General features: G+C 74.5%; 16 protein-coding genes. 6 read left to right on the top strand and 10 right to left on the bottom strand.

What is annotated here, in order from left to right; all coding sequences use genetic code 11:
- Positions 1–37: 37 nt before the first annotated feature.
- The 6 genes from E1291_RS27110 to E1291_RS27085 all read right to left on the bottom strand — a co-directional run bounded on the left by E1291_RS27110 (position 38) and on the right by E1291_RS27085 (position 7349).
- Positions 38–1366: an ABC transporter substrate-binding protein gene (locus E1291_RS27110; protein ID WP_131740912.1), complete on the bottom strand. Its 1329-nt coding sequence runs from the start codon at positions 1364–1366 to the stop codon at positions 38–40.
- Between the two features lie 111 nt (positions 1367–1477).
- Entirely contained in the window at positions 1478–2701 is a 1224-nt protein-coding gene (locus tag E1291_RS27105) for an ROK family transcriptional regulator (protein WP_131740911.1), read from the bottom strand.
- A gap of 155 nt (positions 2702–2856) precedes the next feature.
- Positions 2857–3372, bottom strand: a complete 516-nt coding sequence (locus tag E1291_RS27100; protein ID WP_306434484.1) for an FHA domain-containing protein — start codon at positions 3370–3372, stop codon at positions 2857–2859.
- A 132-nt stretch (positions 3373–3504) separates the two neighbouring features.
- Positions 3505–4584, bottom strand: coding sequence for a DUF3616 domain-containing protein (locus E1291_RS27095; RefSeq protein WP_131740909.1), 1080 nt, complete (start codon positions 4582–4584; stop codon positions 3505–3507).
- Between the two features lie 74 nt (positions 4585–4658).
- Entirely contained in the window at positions 4659–5879 is a 1221-nt protein-coding gene (locus E1291_RS27090; RefSeq protein WP_131740908.1) for a cytochrome P450, read from the bottom strand.
- An 81-nt stretch (positions 5880–5960) separates the two neighbouring features.
- Positions 5961–7349: a KamA family radical SAM protein gene (locus tag E1291_RS27085; RefSeq protein WP_131740907.1), complete on the bottom strand. Its 1389-nt coding sequence runs from the start codon at positions 7347–7349 to the stop codon at positions 5961–5963.
- A gap of 126 nt (positions 7350–7475) precedes the next feature.
- Between E1291_RS27085 and kdd the strand changes: the two genes are divergently transcribed.
- Together kdd and E1291_RS27075 are read left to right on the top strand one after the other, a co-directional pair.
- Entirely contained in the window at positions 7476–8540 is a 1065-nt protein-coding gene (gene kdd, locus E1291_RS27080; protein WP_242614398.1) for an L-erythro-3,5-diaminohexanoate dehydrogenase, read from the top strand.
- Positions 8541–8592: 52 nt separating this feature from the next.
- Positions 8593–9924, top strand: a complete 1332-nt coding sequence (locus E1291_RS27075; protein ID WP_131740906.1) for a DUF2252 domain-containing protein — start codon at positions 8593–8595, stop codon at positions 9922–9924.
- 45 nt (positions 9925–9969) lie between these two features.
- Here the strand turns inward: E1291_RS27075 and E1291_RS27070 are convergent, their stop codons facing one another.
- Together E1291_RS27070 and E1291_RS27065 are read right to left on the bottom strand one after the other, a co-directional pair.
- Positions 9970–11613, bottom strand: coding sequence for a TROVE domain-containing protein (locus E1291_RS27070; protein ID WP_165495303.1), 1644 nt, complete (start codon positions 11611–11613; stop codon positions 9970–9972).
- A gap of 418 nt (positions 11614–12031) precedes the next feature.
- The gene (locus E1291_RS27065) at positions 12032–13648 is read right to left on the bottom strand and encodes a SpoIIE family protein phosphatase (RefSeq protein WP_131740904.1); all 1617 of its coding nucleotides are present in this window, start codon (positions 13646–13648) and stop codon (positions 12032–12034) included.
- Positions 13649–13746: 98 nt separating this feature from the next.
- On the opposite strand from E1291_RS27065, the gene E1291_RS27060 reads away from it, so the two are divergent.
- Complete coding sequence (locus tag E1291_RS27060; protein ID WP_131740903.1) at positions 13747–14550, top strand: SAM-dependent methyltransferase; 804 nt, start codon at positions 13747–13749, stop codon at positions 14548–14550.
- A 51-nt stretch (positions 14551–14601) separates the two neighbouring features.
- Positions 14602–16956: an ATP-binding cassette domain-containing protein gene (locus tag E1291_RS27055; protein WP_131740902.1), complete on the top strand. Its 2355-nt coding sequence runs from the start codon at positions 14602–14604 to the stop codon at positions 16954–16956.
- A gap of 172 nt (positions 16957–17128) precedes the next feature.
- Here E1291_RS27055 and E1291_RS42280 read toward each other — a convergent pair whose 3' ends face one another.
- Positions 17129–17365: a hypothetical protein gene (locus E1291_RS42280; protein ID WP_165495302.1), complete on the bottom strand. Its 237-nt coding sequence runs from the start codon at positions 17363–17365 to the stop codon at positions 17129–17131.
- A 279-nt stretch (positions 17366–17644) separates the two neighbouring features.
- Between E1291_RS42280 and E1291_RS42275 the strand changes: the two genes are divergently transcribed.
- Positions 17645–17953, top strand: coding sequence for a hypothetical protein (locus E1291_RS42275; protein WP_165495301.1), 309 nt, complete (start codon positions 17645–17647; stop codon positions 17951–17953).
- A 106-nt stretch (positions 17954–18059) separates the two neighbouring features.
- On the opposite strand, the gene E1291_RS27045 is transcribed toward E1291_RS42275, so the two are convergent.
- Positions 18060–18827: a bestrophin-like domain gene (locus E1291_RS27045; protein ID WP_131740901.1), complete on the bottom strand. Its 768-nt coding sequence runs from the start codon at positions 18825–18827 to the stop codon at positions 18060–18062.
- Between the two features lie 363 nt (positions 18828–19190).
- Here E1291_RS27045 and E1291_RS27040 point away from each other — a divergent pair.
- Positions 19191–19559 (top strand): lysine 5,6-aminomutase subunit alpha TIM-barrel domain-containing protein (locus E1291_RS27040; RefSeq protein WP_278045285.1); only part of this gene is annotated, 369 nt, incomplete at its 3' end.

The following is a 19559-nucleotide window of genomic DNA, read 5'->3' as shown; positions in this document are numbered from 1 at the left end:
GTCCCCGAGGGGGCGCGCGGGGCGACGGAGGTCATCGTCAGCCCCCGGCCAGCTTCAGCGCGCCGTCGACCTTGCCGTCGAGGTCCTTCAGCGCCTGGTCCAGGTCGCCCACCTTGCCCGGCTCCCACTCGTCCTGGACGAACGACTGGAACTTCACGATGTAGTCGTTGCCGTTGGGCGTGGGGGGCGAGGTGGAGGACGCGGGGTGCTTGAACACCGACAGGAAGGTCTGGAACTGCGGCGGCAGCGTCAGTTTCGGCGAGGACAGCGACGCGATGGTGGAGGGCACGTTGCCGAGCGCGTTGGCGAAGGTGACCAGGGCGTCGGTGTCGGTGGTCAGGTAGCGGAGGAACTCCCAGGCGGCCTGGGCGTGCTTGGCGCCGCGCGGGACGCCGATGACCGTCCCGATGACGAAGCCGCCGCCGTAGCGTGCCCGCTGGTCGTCGGGGACGGGCGCGGGCGCCGTGCCGTAGTCGACCTTGGGCGCCTCCTGCTGCATGAACTTGGTGCGCCACTCACCGTCGATCGCCATGGCGACCCGCCCCTTCTCGAAGGGGTTGGACGACTCGAACTCCTGCCCGAGCGAGCGCAGGAACTTCTTGACCTTGTCGTAGCCGTACCAGTCGATCAGGCTCTTGTTCCACTGCAGGTAGGCCTTGAAGGCCGGGTCCTTGGAGAAGTTGGCGTGCCCGTCGTCGGTCAGCCATTTCACGCCGAACTGGGTGGCGACGTGCTGGGGCATGTGCTCGTAGTACTGGACCGACGGCATGAACCCGGCGACCTTGATCGTCCCGTCGGGGTCGCGGACGGTGAGCTTCTTGGCCAGCGCCGTCAGCTGGCTGATCGTCTTGGGCGGCTGCTCGCCCTTCATCAGGGCCTTGTTGTAGTAGAGGCCGTAGGTGTCGGCCAGCAGCGGCATGGCGCACCGGCGGCCCTTGTACTGGGTGTACTGCTGGACGGCCTTGGGGAACTGGTTCAGGTCCAGCTTCGACTTGGAGATGTAGGGCGAGAGGTCCTGCCAGGCGCCGCTCTGGCACCACTGGCCGACGCTGTCGGTGGTGAAGGAGGACACCACGTCGGGCGGGTTGCCGCCCCGGATCGCGTTGGAGATGCGCTCGTCGGTCTGGTCCTTGACGAGCTTGACGGTGATGTTGGGGTGGGTCTTGCGGAAGCCCGCGACGGCGTCCTCGAACGCCTTCACCTCGTGCGCGGCGCTCCATCCGTGCCAGACCTCGATGGTCTGCTTCTCCCCGGCCTTGGGGCCGCTGTCGGACTGGTCTCCGCTGCCGCCGGCCGTGCAGGCGCTGAGGCCGAGCCCGCCGGCGGCCAGGGCCGCCGCGAGCCGGCGCGTGGTGGTGGTGCGCACTCCGGTTCTCCTTCGGGGGAGGGACGGCCGGCGCGGCCGCCCAGGTGTCGGGGAGTGGTGCGGGGGAGTGGTGCCGGGATGGATAGGGGACGGGGGTGTCGGGAGCGGACGTCAGGGCGCGGTGCCGGAGAACAGCGCGTCGCGGGTCTCACGGAGGGCCTGCTGGAGCGCCCCGGCCAGGACGGGGTTGCCCTCGACGGAGCTGAGCAGGACCCGGGGTCGCGGGATGGTCAGGCTGTGCAGGTGCTGCTCCACCCGTGCCCGCAGGGGTTCTCCCCCCGCGTGCAGGACGTCGCCGGTGAGGACGACGAGGGCGGGGTCCAGGACGGCGACGACGGTGGCGAGCGTCGAACCCAGCCGGGAAGCCAGCTCGCTCAGAGCGCGCTCCGCGCGCGCGCCCGCGTCGGTGGCCGTGCGCGCCCCGGTGGGCGTGGTGCCCACGTCGGCGGCGGCGCGGCTCAGGGCGGTGGCGGCGTCGTGCCCGCGGAACCCGTGCTCGCGCATCAGCCGCAGGACGGCGACGCCGCCGGTGAGGCTGTGCACCCCGCCGGTGTGGGTGCGCCGCACGTCCCGCATCAGCGGCGCGCCCACCGCGGGCATGTAACCGATCTCCCCGGCGCCGCCGGTCGCGCCGCGGTGCAGCGCGCCGTCGAGCACGACGGCCATGCCGACGCCGTCGGCGACCCACAGCAGCACGAAGTCGCCCGCGCCGGCGGCCCGGCCGCCCGCGAGCTCGGCCAGCGCGGCGAGGTTGACGTCGTTCTCGATGGTGATCGGCACGCCGAGCCCGCCCGCCAGCCGGGCGACGAGGTCGGGGACGTGCCAGCCGGGGATGTGCGCGGCGTACCCGAGCCGCCCGGTCGCGGGGTCGACCGCGCCCTGGATGCCGATGACGGCGCGGTCCAGGCGGGCGCGGGTCAGGCCCGCCGCGGCGGCGGCCCCGTCGAGCGCCTCGGCCATCCGCGCGACCACGTCCACCCCGGTGCGGCCGGGGGTCGGCAGGGTGTGGACGCCGACGACGGCGCCGGTCAGGTCCGCGACCGCGACCTCGATCCGCGCGGGCGTCACGTCGGCGCCGGCGACGTGCGCGGCCGCCGCGTTCAGCCGGTACAGCCCGGCGGTGCGGCCGGGCAGCCCCTCGCGGATCCCGTCCCGCACGACCAGGCCGGCCTGCTCCAGCCGCGCGAGCAGCTGGGAGGCGGTGGGCTTGGACAGCCCGGTCAGCTCGGAGATCTGCGGCCGGGTCAGCGGCCCTCGGGCGAGCAGGGCCTCCAGCGCCGCGCGGTCGTTGATGGCCCGCAGCAGGCTCGGCGTCCCCGGGGTCGGCGTGGGCACGGCGCTCCCTCCGAGTTAGGAAGGTTTCCTAACTTGGAGGAAACGTAGGGATGCCGGGAGGGGACGTCAAGGCCCCGGCCGGGAACGGCCGGTCAGGCGGCCGCGCCGGGCCGGGGTGGGCCGATCGAGGGCGCGCCGGATCGGGTGCCGGCGGTTCAGGCGGCGGTGACGATGAACGCGGCGTTGCCGAAGCCGATCTCGTCACCAGGGCGCACGCGGGCCGGGCCGGTCAGCCGCCAGCCGTTCACGCGCGTGCCGTTCATGGAGCCGAGGTCGGTGACCGTCCAGTCGCCCTCGGCCCGGTTGATCTCGGCGTGGAAGCGGGAGACCGTCAGGTCGGTGAGCACGAACTGGCAGACGGGGGCGCGGCCGACGACGATGCGGGCCGGCCCCTCCAGGCCGAGGGCGAGGCGGGGCAGCCGCGGCGCCCGCCACGCCGCCTCGATCCGCGCCGTCGCCTGCGAGAACGAGGAGACCAGGCCGGTCAGCCGGCTGACGACGCGGCCGGCGGGCGGCAGGTCGTGCACGATGTCGGCCAGCTCCGCCTGGCTGCGGGCGCGCAGGACCTGCTCGACGCGCCGCTCGAACGTCTCGTGCGACATCCGGCCCTCGGCCACGCGGTCGCCGAGCACCCGCAGCGCGCGGTCACGTTCCAGGTCGGACGCTCGCACCGGAAAAGAGGGCCGACCGTCCATAGTCGTGAGTATCCAGTTCCCGTCGTCGCCTGTCCAGACACGGGCGATCACCTTCGCCCGTGCCCTCTTCGACGCCGCGCGCGCCCCGGAAGTTCGCGCCCGCCGCGGTTACCGGCCGAGGTTCACCACATCGGCGAGCACGCCGCCGTGCTCGGTGAGCCGCTCGGGGGAGGGGCTGTCGTACACGACCAGCAGGCGGGTGCCCGAGCCGTCGGACTCGTCCAGCACGGCGATCCCCTCGGCGTGGTCGTCGCCGTCGCCGTGGGGGAGCTCGCCGAGCACCTCCAGCTCCTCGGCCGTGACGATCTCCGCGGCGTCGGCGGAGGCCGCGCCGCGCCACCGCACGAGCCGCACCGGCCCGTCCAGGTCCATGCTCGGCCCGGTGAGGACGAGCAGGTCGTCGCCGTGCGGGCACAGGTCCCGGATCCCGAGGCCGCCGAGGTCGAGGAAGTGGGTGCGGTACAGGTCCTCGCCGTCGCCGACGGGCCGCAGCCGCAGTCGGCGCGGGTCCTTGGGGTGCGCGCCTGGGCGGATCTCCAGGAGGACGGCCCAGCCGCGCAGCACGGGCCCGCGCAACCCGATGTAGAGGCGGTCGCCGTGCGCGGCGATCCCCTCGATGTCGATGCCGTTGTCCTTGCTCGGGATCGACAGGAACGGCGCCAGATGCGGGTCGTCCTCCAGCAGGTCGGTGAGGGAGTCGCCGTGCCCGCCGAGGACGGCGGCGGTGCGCTCGCCGTCCTCGGCCACGACCTCGGGCAGCCCGCCGTCGCCGGTGACCAGCGGCAGCCGGGCCAGGATGAAGCGGTTGTCCTCGCGCACCACGGTCGCCAGCCGCTTGCGGGCCTTGGCACCGCTCTGCCCCGGCTTGATCTTCTTGCGCTTGAGGCTGTGCGAGCCGATCGCCCACAGCCACCCGTCGCGGCGCGCCAGGCCCTCGATGTCGGCCTCCTCGTCGGGGCCGGCGGGCAGCGGGACGAGATCGGCGAGGGCGACCGTGGCCTGCGCGGCGTAGCCGGTGACGCGCCCGTCCGCGCCGGAGGCGGCGGTGAGCCGCTCGATGGTGGCGGTCTCGTCGCCGGCCACCCACAGGCAGCGGCCGTCCTGGCGCACGGCGGACAGGTTGGTGTGCGTCTGCGCTTCACGGCTTTCGCGCCCGAAGCGCAACTCGACCCGACGTTCCACGATCATCCCGAAATGTTCCCACATGACGGGCGCCCGGACGGCCTGGGGCCGTTCCGCGGGCGGGGAGCGGTCATGGCGGGTCAGGCGTCCCAGAGGACGTGCAGACGCGGGGGCCTGCGGAACACCAGCCCCCGCGGGGCCGACGGCCGGGCCGGGTCGAGCCGCACGCCCGGCAGGCGCTCCAGCAACGCGGCGAGCGCCGTGCGGGCCTCGAGCCGCGCCAGGTGCGCGCCGAAGCAGAAATGCGGCCCGTGCGCGAACGCCAGGTGGTCCCCCGCGTTGGCGCGCAGCGGGTCGAAGACGTCGGGGGAGGGGAAGACGGCGGGGTCGCGGCCGGCGCCGGCGATCGACACCCGCACGAGGTCGCCCGCGCGCACGGCGGCGCCGCCGAGGGGCGTGTCGCGCGTGGCGTAGCGGTCCACCACCGACGCCGACGGCTCCAGCCGCAGGGACTCCTCGATCGCGGCGGGGAGCAGGCCGGGATCGGCCAGGACGCGGCGCAGGGCGTCCGGTGCGCCCAGCAGATGCCGGGCCGCGTTGACGATCATGCCCTCGGTGGTGTCGATCCCGCCGAACATCAGCACGGCGGTGTTGGCGACGACCTCGGCGGTGGTCAGCCCGGCCTCGTGCCGCGCGGCCTCGGCGAGCAGCGACCCCGGGCGGCCGGCGCCGATCGCGTCCTCGACCGCGGCCCGCAGCAGCGCGTAGGCCCGCTCGGATCGCGCGAGCGCGGTGGAACGTTCCCGTGAGTCGTCCGGCGCGCCCGCGGGGCCCTCCGCGCTCAGGACCGAGACGGCCTCGACGAACGCCCCGTACCAGGAGCGGACGGTGGCGGCGTCCACCCCGTCCAGGCCGAGGGCCTCGGCGACGACGGCGACGGCCAGCGGGCCGGCGAGATCGCCGCGCAGCTCGGCCCGTCCCGCCGGGGCCAGGCCGGTGACCAGGCGGTCCACCTCGTCCTGGACGAACGCGGTGAACCGCTCACGGGTGAGCGCCGGCCGGAACGGGCGCGCGAACGGGTCGCGGTGCCGGGTGTGGACGGGGCCGTCCAGCGACAGCATGCTCGGGCCGACGACCCGGGCGGTGGAGAAGCGCGGGTCGTCCACGGTGAAGGCGCCCGGGTCGCGCAGCACCCGCAGGGCGAGGTCGCGGGAGGTCACCAGCCAGCCGCCGAGCGCGGGCAGCCAGGAGACCGGCTCGGCCGCGCGCAGCCGCGCCAGCAGGGGATGCGGGTCGTCCTCCAGCTCGGCGGCGGTGGCGGCCGCGCCGAGGGGGAACCGGGTGGTCGGGTCGCAGATCATCCCTCCGAGCATATTCCGGTGCCCGCCCCGGCGGCCAGTTATTGATCTACAACGTAAAGGCAGTGGCCGGCGGCGTCGCGCTCACGCCGCCTCGGAACGTTCCCGCCACCAGGCGCGGCCTCGCTCCGGCAGGGTGTAGATCGGATCGTGGTACTCGTAGCGGCGGGTGAGGGCGTCGGGGTCGGACGCCTCCAGGCCGGTCCGGTAGTTCTTCGTCCAGTAGGAGATGCCGCGCTCGCGGTCGTAGTCGGCGAGCTGGTGCACCCAGCGCTTGCCGACGTAGGGGACGTCGCAGACGATCCGCGGGGTCGCGAAGCCGGGCAGGTAGCCCATGATCGCGTGCTGCAGCTCCTGGGCCTCCCAGACGGCGAGCCGCCAGTGCTCGCTGTAGGGGATCATGTCGCACATGTAGAGGTAGTAGGGGATGATCCCGGCCTCGTCGAGCAGCGCGAACGACAGGTCGAGCAGCGCCTCGGGGGAGTCGTTCACCCCGCGCAGCAGCACCCCCTGGTTGCGGACGTCGCGGATGCCGGTGTCGAGCATCGCGCGGGCCGCGCGGGCGACCAGCGGCGTGACCGACTGCACGGCGTTGACGTGGGTGTGGATCGCGATCTGCGCGCCGCGGGCGTGCGCCTTGGCCGCCAGGCGCTCCATCCCGGCCCTGACCTCGTCCTGGAGCCAGTGCTGCGGCAGGCCCATCAGCGCCTTGCTGGCGAGACGGATGTCGCGGATGTTGTCGATGTCCAGCAGGGAGTCGATGAACGACTCCAGCCGGGGCCAGGGGAGGTTGGCGACGTCGCCGCCGGAGACGACCACGTCCCGGACGCCGGGGGTGCGGCGCAGGTAGTCCAGCATCGCGCCGAGGCGGTCGGGGGGCTTGATGGTGAACTTGTGCTTGTCGACCGCCGGGGTGGAGTTGCCGACCAGGTCCATGCGGGTGCAGTGCCCGCAGTACTGGGGACAGGTGGGCAGGAGCTCGGCGAGCACCTTGGTGGGGTAGCGGTGGGTGAGCCCCTCGACCGCCCACATCTCCGCCTCGTGCAGCGAGTCGCGGGCGGCGTGCGGGTGGGACGGCCAGTCGGTGCGGCGGTCGCCGAAGACCGGGAGCATGTACCGCCGCACGGCGTCGGCGTGGAACGCCTCGGTGGAGGAGGAGTCCATGGTGTTGAGCATCTGCGGCGGCAGCAGCATCGACATCGTCGCCCGCTCGGCCTGGTCGCGCTCCAGGTCGGCGTAGAACGACTCGTCCAGCAGGTCTCCCATGACCCGGCGCAGTTGCCGCAGGTTCTTGACGCAGTGCGCGCGCTGCCACTGCGCCGACTCCCACTCCCGGGGTGTGACCTCCCGCCATCCGGGCAGTCGTCTCCAGTCGGGCTCCTCCAGGGTCCGGCGCCGGTAGGCGTACGGCTGGCGTGTGCTCTCCTCGGACCGGACCGCCGCGTCCGGGTCCCGGTGCAGGGCAGTGGTCACCCTCGACCCCCTCCTCACCTTCACTTTTGTCGCATAAAAGTCTTGTATGGGGGCGACGTTACGGGAAGACTTCCTTTGAAACTAGAGGTACCCGGTATATCTTCCGGGTCGAGTTGGGAGATCAGGGTGCAGAAGAGCGACTCCGCCACCGGGACGGCGGTGGGCCTGCACCGCGTGCTGGAGCCCGCGGGCGTGCTGCCGCAGGCGGCACGGCGGCTGGACACCGACCCGCGGATCCGCCCGGACGAGGTCCGCGTGCGCGTCGAGCGCCTCAACCTGGACGCCGCGTCCTACCGGCAGCTCCACACCGCCCACGGCGGCGACCCGGACGCGATCCGCGCCGAGGTGCTGCGGATCGTGGGGGAGCGCGGCAAGATGCACAACCCGGTGACCGGCTCCGGCGGCATGCTCGTCGGCGTCGTCGAGGAGAGCGGGCCCGGCTCGCCGCTCGGCCTCGCGCCGGGCGACCGCGTCGCCACCCTCGTCTCCCTCACCCTCACCCCCCTGGCGATCACCGATGGGCTGGCCGGCTGGGACGGGCTGTCCGAGCAGGTCCCCGCGCGGGGCCACGCGATCCTGTTCGCCCGCTCCATCGCCGCGGTCCTGCCCGCCGACCTGCCCGTCCCGCTGGCCCTGTCGGTCATGGACGTGTGCGGCGCGCCCGCCCTCACCCACCGCGTCGTGGTGGCGCAGAAGGCCGAGCAGAAGAGCGCGCCCGTCGTGGCGGTGCTGGGCGCCGCGGGCAAGAGCGGCTCGCTGTCGCTGGCCGCGGCGCGCCGCGCCGGCGCGGCCCGGGTGATCGGCCTGGTCCCGACCGCCGAGGAGGAGGAGCGGCTGGCCGCCGCGGGCCTCGCCGACCGGGTCGTGCGGGCCGACGCGCGCGATCCCGTCGCGGTCGCCGCCGCGCTCGGCGAGCCCGCCGACGTCACCGTCGTGTGCGTGGACGTGCCGGGCTGCGAGCACGGCGCGATCCTGGCGACCGCGCCCGGCGGCACCGTCGTGTTCTTCTCGATGGCCACCTCCTTCTCGGCCGCCGCGCTCGGCGCCGAGGGCCTGGCCGCCGACGTCACCATGCTCATCGGCAACGGCTACGTCCCCGGGCACGCCGAGACCGCGCTGGAACTGCTGCGCGCCGAACCCGCGGTTCGTGCGCTGTTCGCCGCCCGGACGGGCGGTGATTCGGCAGAATGATCCGGAATGCCCCGGCAGTGGCGGGGGCCGTCCGATCATCGAGGGAGAGAGCATGGCGAGCATCACCGAGGACCTGCGCGGCCGCGACCCGAAGCAGCGGCAGGCGCAGATCGTCGACGTCCTGGTGGACGCGTTCTCGGATCTGATGGAGCGCAGCCCCGCCGAGTTCCGCCGCCGCTTCCGCAAGATGGCCTCGGACCCGTTCGCCTTCTACCGGGGCAGCGCCTGCCTGTTCTACGCCGACATCGCCCACGACGAGGACGCGTGGGCCGACGAGCGCACCGGCCGCGTGTGGATCCAGGGCGACCTGCACGCCCAGAACTTCGGCACCTACATGAACGACGACGGCGTGTTCGTCTTCGACGTCAACGACTTCGACGAGGCCTACGTCGGGCACTTCACCTGGGACGTCAAGCGGCTGGTGGCGAGCCTGGCGCTGCTGGCCTGGCAGAAGGCGATCTCCGACGCCGACATCCGGCGGCTCATCGAGACCTACGTGCGCGCCTACGTCGACCAGGTCCGCAAGTTCGCCGCGCACGACGGCGACCACCGGTTCGCGCTCACCCTCGACACCGCCGACGGGTACGTCCGCGACGTGCTGGTCGCCGCGATGTCGGGCACCCGCATCGGGCTCCTGCAGGGCATGACGACGGTGGACGGGGCCGAGCGGCGCTTCCGCGACCGGGCCGGGGTGCGGCGGCTGGACGAGGCGGAGCGGTCCCGTGTCGAGGCCGCCTACCAGGAGTACCTGAAGACCATCCCGGCCGAGAAGCGGTTCGGGAGCCTCACCTACGAGGTCAAGGACATCGTCGGCGCGTCCGGGTTCGGCATCGGCTCCGCCGGCCTGTCGGCCTACAACATCCTCGTGGAGGGCAACACCCAGGCGCTGGAGAACGACGTGATCCTTTCGATGAAGCAGGGCAACGTCGCCGCGCCCAGCCGCGTCGTCGACGACCCGAGGATCCGCGAGTACTTCCGGCACCACGGGCACCGCACCGCGGTGTCGCGCCGCGCGCTCCAGGCCAACACCGACCCCTGGCTCGGCTACACCGAGATCGAGGGCGTCGGATACGTCGTGCAGGAGCTGTCCCCCTACGAGGAGGACCTGGACTGGGGCGGCCTCACCGAGCCGGAGGAGATGCTGTCGGTGCTGGACGACCTGGGACGCGCCACGGCCAAGGTCCACTGCGTGTCCGACACCGACTCCGACCACACCCTGGTCGGGTTCCAGGTCGAGGACGCCATCGACTCGGTGATCGGCGAGGACGAGTCCGAGTTCGTCGAGGCGATGGTCGAGTTCGGTACCCGGTACGCCGAGGTCGTCCGCGACGACCACCGCTACTTCGTCAACGCGTTCCGCAACCACGAGATCCCGGGGCTGTGACCGGTGGGCGCCGCGGCCCGGGGTCCGGGCCGCGGCGCCGCTCGCTCACGCGCGGACGTAGCCGTTGACGACCATCGGCAGCGACGCGTCCAGGCCCGCCATGTTCAGCACGCCCCCGTCCCGCGGGTCGCCGATGGTGTGCCCGGTCGCCGCCATGGCCGCCATGACGACGCGCGCGGCCGGGTTGACCGCCCTCCGGTAGGCCGCGAGGGCCTGGGAGGGGTGCTCGTGACCCGCCCAGGTCTCGTTGTCGGTGAAGACGACGACGCCGTCGACGGCGAGACGCCGCTTCAGCGCCCACTGGAACGGCAGCGCCAGGTCCGTCCCGCCGCCCGACGGCCGCCAGGACGCGATCTCCCGCAGGTTCGTCCGCGGCGTCACCCTGGAGTCGTGGACGGCGGTGTCGACGTCGATCACGTGGGCGCCGTCGCCCTCGATCCGGCTGAGGATGACCGCCATCGCGTTCGCGATCTCGTAGCACGACCCGAGGCTCGTCCCGCCGGAGTAGAGGCCCCGGCCCCACGTCATCGACCCGGAGGAGTCCACCGCGATCAGCAGCCGGCGGCCGGACGGCTCGACGTGCCCGAAGGACCGTTCGTACGCCTCCTCCAGGGCGTCGGCGATGGCGGGCACCGGCGACCAGGTCTGGACGTCGGCGCGCGGGTTCGGCTGTGACCGTCCGGCCTGGTACACGCGCAGCGCCAGGAACAGGTCCATCGGGTGGACGCGGGCGCCGGCCAGCGCTCCGGCGTCGGTGAGGCGGGCGGCGGCGCGGCGGGTCGCGTCGCTCATCGGCGCCAGCGTTCCCAGCCGCGTCATCCGCGCCAGGTTCCGGATCAGCGCGGTCATCCCGATCGTGTCGACGAGGGCGTCCCACACGCCGGCGTCGGTCAGGGCCTCGCCGGGGAGGAACTCCCACGGCACGCCCCGCTCCCGCACCACGGCGATCGCGTCGCGCGGGCGGGTCGCGGCCTGCGCCGTCAGGAACGCGTCGATCGCCCGCACCTGTCCGCGGGCCTCGTCGTCGGAGACGTTCCCGGCGATCCAGCCGAACAGGGCGCGCCGCGCCGGGGTGTCGGCCTTGGGGTGCGCGATCCGCAGCGCGTCCCGCAGCGCGAACGCCTCACCGGCCGGCGTCCTGCGCTGACGGGCCTTGCAGACGCGCCAGGCCACCTGGTCGACGTCACCGGCGAGGAACCACGACCCGATCGCGGACCGCATCGCGCGGCCGACGACGGGCGCGGTGCCGCGGCCGGTCGCCTTGCCGCCGAGGTTCTTGAAGTACCCGAAGAACGAGGCGAGATGGTCGGTGGTCCGCGCGACCCCGGCCAGCGACGCCTTCACCTCCTGCCTGGTCGCGGCGTCGCCGCCCGCCGCCGCCGCGGCGAGCGCGAACAGGGCCGGCCGGTTCTTGGGAGCGCGCGGCGGGCGCGCCGTGGAGATCTCGGTGGCGAGCCTCACGACCCGGACGCCGTCCGCCCGGACCGCGTCGAACACGACCCGCGCGTTGTCGGCGGTCAGCCTGTCCTCACCGACGTAGTAGGTGCCGCCCGTCGTGCCCAGGATCAGGAAGTCCTCCAGCCGCGTCCACAGGTCCTTGGCGAACCCGTAGCCGCCGGCGTTGTTGCGGACCTGCTCGGACTCACGGCCGGGAAGGGGCGTCGTCTGCGGCGTGGTGAGAGTGGACACGGACGCGAGGGGATCACGGGCCATCGTCGGCCTCCAGAATGGTCGACCCGCCCCGGCGGGGCGGATATGGGGGAGCGGCCGTCCGCGAGGGAGGGCGGATATGGGACTGTTCGCCGGGTTTTTAGACCAATGCGCTACCAAACTGCGCTACCGGCAGGTGTGACCTGCCGGGCGGGATTCGAACCCGCGACCTTTGGTTCCCGATGACCGGTGAACTTCGACCCGCCCTCCCCGCACGTCCGGCTCGACCCGTAGGGCCGGGCACGCGCACGGATGTGGTGAACGGCCGCCGGAGTATCAGTTCGAAGGATGACCGGCGGTCTTCGACCCGTGCGGGCACCGGGCCCGACGCGCTGATCACAACGTAACCGGTGCGCCCGCGGGGCGCACCCGGATATCGGCGCGCCCGCGCGGACGGTCAGGGGAGCGGCGCGCGGATCAGCAGCAGGGCGATGTCGTCCAGGCCCCGCTGGTCCGACAGCAGCGTCAGTATCCCGTCGGCGGTGTCCTCCAGCGACGGCGCCCGCGAGGCGATGAGCGCCGACGCCAGCCGGGCGATGCCCTCGTCCAGGTGCCGGTGCCGGCTCTCGACCAGGCCGTCGGTGTAGAACGCCAGCGTGGCACCGGCCGGGATCAAGGTGCTGACCTGTGAATACGTCGACGGGTGCGCCGGGTCGGACACCCCGAGCGGCAGCCCGGCCGGCGGCGCGAAGTGCCGGGCCGTCCCGTCCGGCAGGACCAGCAGCGGCGGCGGGTGCCCGGCGCACGCCACCTCGCAGCGCAGCGTCGCCGGGTCGCAGGTCATGCACAGGCACGTCGCGAACTGGGCCGCGTCCAGGTCGCGGGCGATCGCGTCCAGCCGCGCGAGCACCTCCCCGGGCGGGAACTCGCAGCTGGCGAGGGTGTGCGCGGCGACCCGCAGCTGGCCCATCGCCGCCGCGGCCGTCACGCCGTGCCCGACCGAGTCGCCGATGACGACCGCGATCCGCCCGCCGGGCAGCGGCACCACGTCGTACCAGTCGCCGCCGACGCCCGCCTCGGCGGGCAGGTAGCGGTGCGCGATCTGCAGGCCGGGCGGCGCGGCGACCGCCGCGGGCAGCAGGCTGGCCCGCAGGGTCGTCGCGGTGTGGCGCTCGCGGCGGAACAGGCACGCGTTGTCGATCGACGTCGCGGCCCGCCCGGCCAGCTCGGCGGCCAGCGCCCGGTCGGCGGCGGCGAACGGCAGCCGGCCCCGCTTGCGGCTGAACACCGCGAACCCCAGCGCCCGGGAGCGTGCCACCAGCGGCACCGCCAGCAGCGACACGTGCTCCAGCAGTCCCTCCAGCAGGCGCCCGGTGCGGTGCGCGACGGTGTCCTGGGCGGCGTCCCCGCCGAACTCGATCATCCGGCCGGTGTCCAGGCACCGCGCGAACGGGGTGGACGCCGGGTAGACGATCACCTCGTTGACGGGGAACTCGCGGGCCCACGCGCGCGGGTCGTCCTCGGCGAACGCCACCGCCAGCCGCCGCACGACCGCCGGGCCGCCCGCGCCCGCCTCGGCGTCGGCCTGCTCGGCGGCGCGGTCGTCGTCGGCCAGCAGCCGCTCCAGGACGTAGATCGCGCCGGCGTCGGCGAACCGCGGGACGGCGACCGCGACGACCTCCCGGGCGGTCGGGCCGAGGTCGAGCGTGGCGCCGATCCGCCGTCCCGCCTCGTGCAGCAGCTCCAGGCCGCCGGCCCACGGCGGCACGACGGTGAGCACCACCGCGTGCCGTCCCGCCCCGGCCGCCAGCGGCTCGCACGCCACCGTGACGCCGTCACCCGACAGCGGCAGCACACCGCGCCACGCCCGTCCCTTCGCGGCGAGCCCGAGCGCGGCCGACAGCGGCTCCGCGGCGTCCGGGCGGCCGAGCAGCGCGGGCAGCCGCGCCCCCAGGGCCTCGCCCGCGGTGCGGCCGAACAGGCGCGCCGCGCCCTCGCCCCACCCGGTGATCGCGCCGTCGGGGGACAGCAGGACGGTCACCGGAGACGGCTCCGGCATCGGTTCCTCAGACATCGGTCCTTCACTGGCAGGCGGTGCCGGAGCCGCGCGGGGAGAGGGCGCGTTACGCTGGGCCCCGCGGACGGCCCCCCGGTCACAAAGGGAGACGATGCATGGACGCCGAGTGGATCCCCCCCGAAGTCGACGGCAGGAGGCCCAGCGTCGCACGGGTGTACGACTACCTGCTCGGTGGGGCCCACAATTTCGCGTCGGATCGTGACCTCGCAACCGGTCTGCTGCGAATTGAACCGAAGGCCCGGGAACTCGCCCGCGCCAACCGCGCGTTCCTGCGCCGCGCCGTCCGGACGCTCGCCGAGGCGGGCGTCGACCAGTTCGTCGACATCGGCTCGGGAATCCCCACGCAGGGCAACGTCCACGAGATCGCGCACGCCGTCAACCCCGCGGCGCGGGTGGTCTACATCGACAACGACGACGTGGCCGTCGCGCACAGCCGCAGCATCCTGGTCGGCGACGAGCGCGCCGCGGTGATCCAGGCCGACATGCGCCGCCCCGCCGAGATCCTCGCCGACCCCGAGCTGAACCGCGTCGTCGACCTCTCCCGGCCCGTCGCGTTCCTGCTGGTCGCCGCACTGCACCTGATCAAGGACGAGGAGGACCCGGCCGGGATCGTCGCCGCCCTCCACGAGGCCGGCGTCCCCGGGGCCCACCTGGTCCTGTCCCACCTCACCCACGAGGCCGACCCGGGCAAGACCGCGGCGATCGGCAAGCTCTACGACCGCGCCACCTCCCCGGCCGTGTCCCGCTCGCACGCCGACATCCTGCGGTTCTTCGACGGCTGGGACCTCCTGGACCCCGGCCTGGTGTACCTCCCCCTGTGGCGTCCCGACGACGAGACGGCCGTCGAGGACCGGCCCGAGCGCTTCCTCGGCTTCGGCGGCGTCGCCCGCCGTCCCTGACCGGCGGCGGGGCCCGCCCCGCGGCGGTCGCGGCCCGGTAGTGTGCTGATCATGCACGACGCCGCGGGGGACGGGTACGTGCGGGTGCGCGGCGCCCGCGTGCACAACCTGCGCGGCGTGGACGTCGCCGTCCCCCGGGACGCGCTGGTCGCCTTCACCGGCGTGTCCGGGTCGGGCAAGTCGTCGCTGGCGTTCGGGACGCTGTACGCCGAGGCGCAGCGGCGCTACCTGGAGTCGGTCGCCCCCTACGCGCGGCGGCTGCTGCACCAGGTCGGGGCCCCCGACGTGGACGAGATCACCGGCCTGCCGCCCGCCGTCGCGCTGGAGCAGCGCCGGTCGGTGCCGTCCTCGCGGTCGTCGGTCGGGACGGTGACGGCCCTGTCGAACTCGCTGCGGATGCTGATGTCGCGGGCGGGCCACTACCCGCCCGGCGCGCCCCGCCTGGACTCCGACGCGTTCTCGCCCAACACCCCCGCCGGGGCGTGCCCGGCCTGCCACGGCCTCGGCGAGGTGCACGAGGTCACCGAGGAGTCGCTGGTGCCCGACCCGTCGCTGAGCATCCGCGACGGCGCCATCGCCTCCTGGCCGGGGGCATGGCAGGGCAAGAACCTGCGCGACATCCTCGACGCGCTCGGCCACGACGTCGACCGGCCCTGGCGCGACCTGCCCCGCGAGCAGCGCGAGTGGATCCTGTTCACCGACGAGCAGCCGGTGGTGACCGTCCACCCCGTCCGGGAGGCCCACCGGATCCAGCGCCCCTACCAGGGCACCTACTCCAGCGCGCGGCGGCTGGTGCTGCGCGCCTACGCCGACTCCGCGAGCGAGGCGCGCCGCGAGCGCGCCGCGTCCTTCCTGGTCGGAGCCGTCTGCCCGGAGTGCGAGGGCGGGCGGCTGCGGCCCGAGGCGCTGGCGGTGACGTTCGCCGGCCGCACCGTCGCCGAACTGGCCGCGCTGCCGCTGTCGTCCCTGGCGGACCTGCTGCGCCCCAGCCTGTCCGGGGACGGGCCCGCCGCGGCGCTCGCCCGCGACCTGACGGACCGCATCGAGGTGCTGACCGAGCTCGGCCTGGGCTACCTGAGCACCGCGCGGCCGAGCCCGACCCTGTCGGCGGGGGAACTGCAGCGGCTGCGCCTGGCGACGCAGCTGCGCTCCGGGCTGTTCGGCGTCGTGTACGTGCTCGACGAGCCGTCGGCGGGCCTGCACCCGGCCGACACCGAGGCGCTGATGGGAGTGCTGCGGAGGCTGCGGGAGGCGGGCAACAGCGTCTTCCTGATCGAGCACGACATGGCCGTGGTCCGGCAGGCCGACTGGGTCGTCGACGTCGGCCCCGCCGCGGGCGCGCACGGCGGCCGGGTGCTGCACAGCGGCCCGGTCGCGGACCTGCGGGACGTGCCCGAGTCGGTGACCCGCCGCTACCTGTTCGGCGCGGCCGCCCCGCGCCGCCGGGAGCCCCGCGCGCCGTCGGGGACGCTGCCGCTGCGCGGCGTCACCCGCCACAACCTGCGGGGCCTGGACCTGGACGTGCCCCTGGGCGTGTTCACCGCCGTCACCGGCGTCTCGGGGTCGGGCAAGTCCACGCTGGTGGACGTGCTCGCCGGCCGCGCCGCCGAGGCGATGGACCGCGTGGTCCGCGTCGACCAGCGGCCCATCGGCCGGACGCCGCGCTCCAACCTCGCGACCTACACCGGCCTGTTCGACGCCGTCCGCAGGCTGTTCGCGGGCACCGCCGAGGCGAGGGCCCGCGGCTACGGCGCCTCCCGGTTCTCGTTCAACGTGCCCGGCGGCCGGTGCGAGAACTGCCAGGGCGAGGGGTACATCTCCGTCGAGCTGCTGTTCCTCCCCACGGCCTACACGGTCTGCGACGTGTGCCACGGCGCGCGCTACAACGCCGCGACCCTGGAGGTCGCCTGGAACGGCTCGACCATCGCCGACGTGCTGGCGATGACGGTGGAGGAGGCTGCGGGGCCGCTGTCGGCCGCCCGCCCGGCGGCCCGTTCGCTGGCGGCGCTGCGCGACGTCGGCCTCGGCTATCTGCGGCTCGGGCAGCCCGCGACGGAGCTGTCGGGCGGTGAGGCGCAGCGGATCAAGCTCGCGTCCGAGCTGCAGCGCGCCCGCCGCGGCCGGACCCTCTACGTGCTGGACGAGCCGACCACGGGCCTGCATCCCGCCGACGGCGAGCTGCTCATGCGCCTGCTCCACACGCTGGTGGACGACGGCGCGACGGTCGTGGTCGCCGAGCACGACATGGACGTGGTGGCCGCCGCCGACCATGTCATCGACCTGGGGCCGGGAGGCGGCGCCGAGGGCGGCCGGGTGGTGGCCGAGGGCCCGCCGCCCGTGGTGGCGGCCGCCCCGGCGAGCCGCACCGCCCCCTACCTCCGGCCGCACCTGCCCTCCGCGCCGTAGCCGTCCGGGCCGTGGAGGCCGCGCGTGGGGATCGTGCACGCCGCCCGCCCCCTCCGGGACGACGACAGGCCGCCGTCGCGTCGTGAGGGCGACGGGCTGCCGCCGGGGTCCGGATGATCGGCCGGAGGGGGCGGGCGGTGTCAGCGGGCGGGCGGTGCCGGCGGGCGGTGTGTCAGCGGGCGAAGGCGATGGCGGTGCCGGCGCTGACCAGCACGACGATGACGATGAGCACGAGCGGCGCGTTGAGGGGACGGCGGCGGTGCGGCGCGACGCTCACGGTGTGCCGGATCACGTGGGCTTTGGCGGCCTTGGGAGCGGCGGGGGGCCTGGCGGGAGACGGCGGCGTGCGCGGGGCCCGCACCGCCGGGCGGGACGCCGGGACGCGCGGCGCGAACACCGGGACGATCACGGCGGGGCGCGGGGCCGAGGGGACGGGGAGGTTCTGGGCGGGAGGCAGGGGTTTCGGCGGAGCGGGTTTCGGTGGAACGGGCTGCGGCGGCCCGGGTTTGGGAGGGGCCGGTTTCGGAGGGGCGGGCTTGGGCGGCCCCGGCTGCGGCGGCTGCGGCGGCTCGGGTTGCGGGGGCGTCGGCTGGGGCGGTTCGGGCGAGGGCGGTTCGGGGCACGGGGGTTCGGGCGCGGGCGGTTCGGGCTCGGGCGGGGTGTGCGGGCGGCCGCAGCCGATGATGACGTGCACGATCAGGTGGATGTCGATGCACAGGCCGAGCCGCGGGCCGTGGTGAAGGCCGATGCCGACGCCGATGCCGTGGCCGCCTTTGTGGCCGCCTTGCTGGCCGCTGTCATCGCCGTTGTCGTGGCCCCGGTCGTGTTCTCGGCCGTGTTCTCGGCCGTCGTGGCGTCGTGGGAGCGGTTCCCGGCCGGGCCGGTCGTGGGTCTGCGGCCGTTCGCGGCCCGGCCCGTGCGCCCGCCCTCGCTCGCGCGGCTGCTCGGGCGTCCGCCCGCGCGGCTGCTGGTGTCTCAGGCCCGTACCGGGGCCTGAGCCCGAGAGGGGGCCGGGGCCGTCGGCGAGGGCGGCGGGCGGCAGGGCCAGCGCTCCGGCCAGTGCGGCGGGCACGACCACGGGCACGGCGGCGAGGCGGCGCATGTCAGTTCCCTCCGGCGATGCGCTGGAATTCCGACTGCAGGCCGGTGAAGGCGTCGGGATGGACGGCCAGGCCCCCGCGGAACACGTGGGCGATGTCGAAGGTCAGGTAGATGCCGGTGGTCAGGAGCGCGGCCATCAGCGCCAGCGGGACCAGTGTCATGCCGCGCGGGCGGGCGCCCGACAGGAAGGGCAGCAGGACGACCACGACGCCGCTGAGCACGGTGATGGCGAGCAGGCCCGACGGCGGGGCGCTGCGGGCGTCCATCGCCCGCTGGCGGCGCGCGGCCGAGACGTCGCCGAGCCGGTCGAGCACGGCGCCGCGGGCGTCGCCGTGCTCGTCGCCGTCGGCCTTGGCGGCGACGGTCTCGCGGCGCAGGCGGTCCAGGACGGCCCAGCCGTCGGGGCTGAGGCGGCCCTTGCGCATCAGGCGCCACTCGGGGCCGCGGACGATGCCGGTGTACTCGCGCAGCCCGGCCCGGATGCGCTGGCCGTCGGGCGCGGCCATGCGGCCCGCGGCCCAGTACGCCTCGGCGAGGGCCTGGCTCTCGGTGTAGGTGTTGGAGCGGGCGGAGTCGGCGTTCGTCCACGGGACGACGATCGCGATGGCGAAGGCCAGCAGGAACAGCGCCGACAGCATCGAGCCGGCGTGGCCCGCGGTGGGCCCGTCGGGGGCGGCGTCGTCGCTCCCGGCGCGCAGCCGCCGTAACGTCAGGCTCGCGATGAGCACCACCGCGATCGCGCACGCCGCGGCGAGAAGATAGACGATCATGACCCTCCCCGGTTGCGAGGCGCGGCGCGCCGGTCTGGTCCGGGGCGCCGCTACGTGAGGTGATTGTACCTTTACCAACCGTAGTTACCCTTTGGTTTCTCTTGACTCTCACCTGTTGGTGAGGTGGCGGGACGGGTGGGAAAGACGACTCTGGCCGTCTGGACCGTTGCGGGCGGGCTCGGCGGCCGTCCTGCGGAGTCCATTGCCGCGGGAGGGCCGCCGGATGGGTTCGCGGGATCGATGTGCTGCTAGTTCTTGCGTCTTCCGGGGTCAGTGCCGGAAGATCTCCCGTAGGGGACTCGTCGAGAAGGATGATTGTTCGAGCCCGGCCTGAGAGGGGCGGCTGCGTGAGGGGAGACGGCGATGGCGCCGCAGGGGAAGCTCGACCTCGACCCGGAGGCGGTGCGCACCGCCCGGCGGCTGGCCGCCCGGGCCGCCGAGCCGATCATCGAGATGGCCCGGTCCCACACGACGGTCTCGGTGGAGCGGGCGCTGCTGCGGCTGGCGGGCCTGGCCGGCGCCGACGACGGCGGGCGGCCCTGGGCCAACCACCTCGCCGACGCCGTCCGTGACCAGGTCGGGCTGGAGCACGGGCTGGCCCTGCCGGTGTGGGACGCGCTGCTGAACGGCCCGCACGAGTCGCTGCGCGAGCTCGCCGAGGCCGCCGCGCTCGGCCGGGCCCGGTTCCGGCTGCCCGGGGGGAGCGACGCCGACCTCGCCCGCCGCGCGGCG

It is taken from the genome of Actinomadura roseirufa (genome assembly GCF_900659635.1).
Lineage (GTDB): Bacteria > Actinomycetota > Actinomycetes > Streptosporangiales > Streptosporangiaceae > Spirillospora > Spirillospora roseirufa.
The sequence above is the reverse complement of the archived record's forward strand: the minus strand, read 5'-3'. Positions and strand labels throughout refer to the sequence as shown.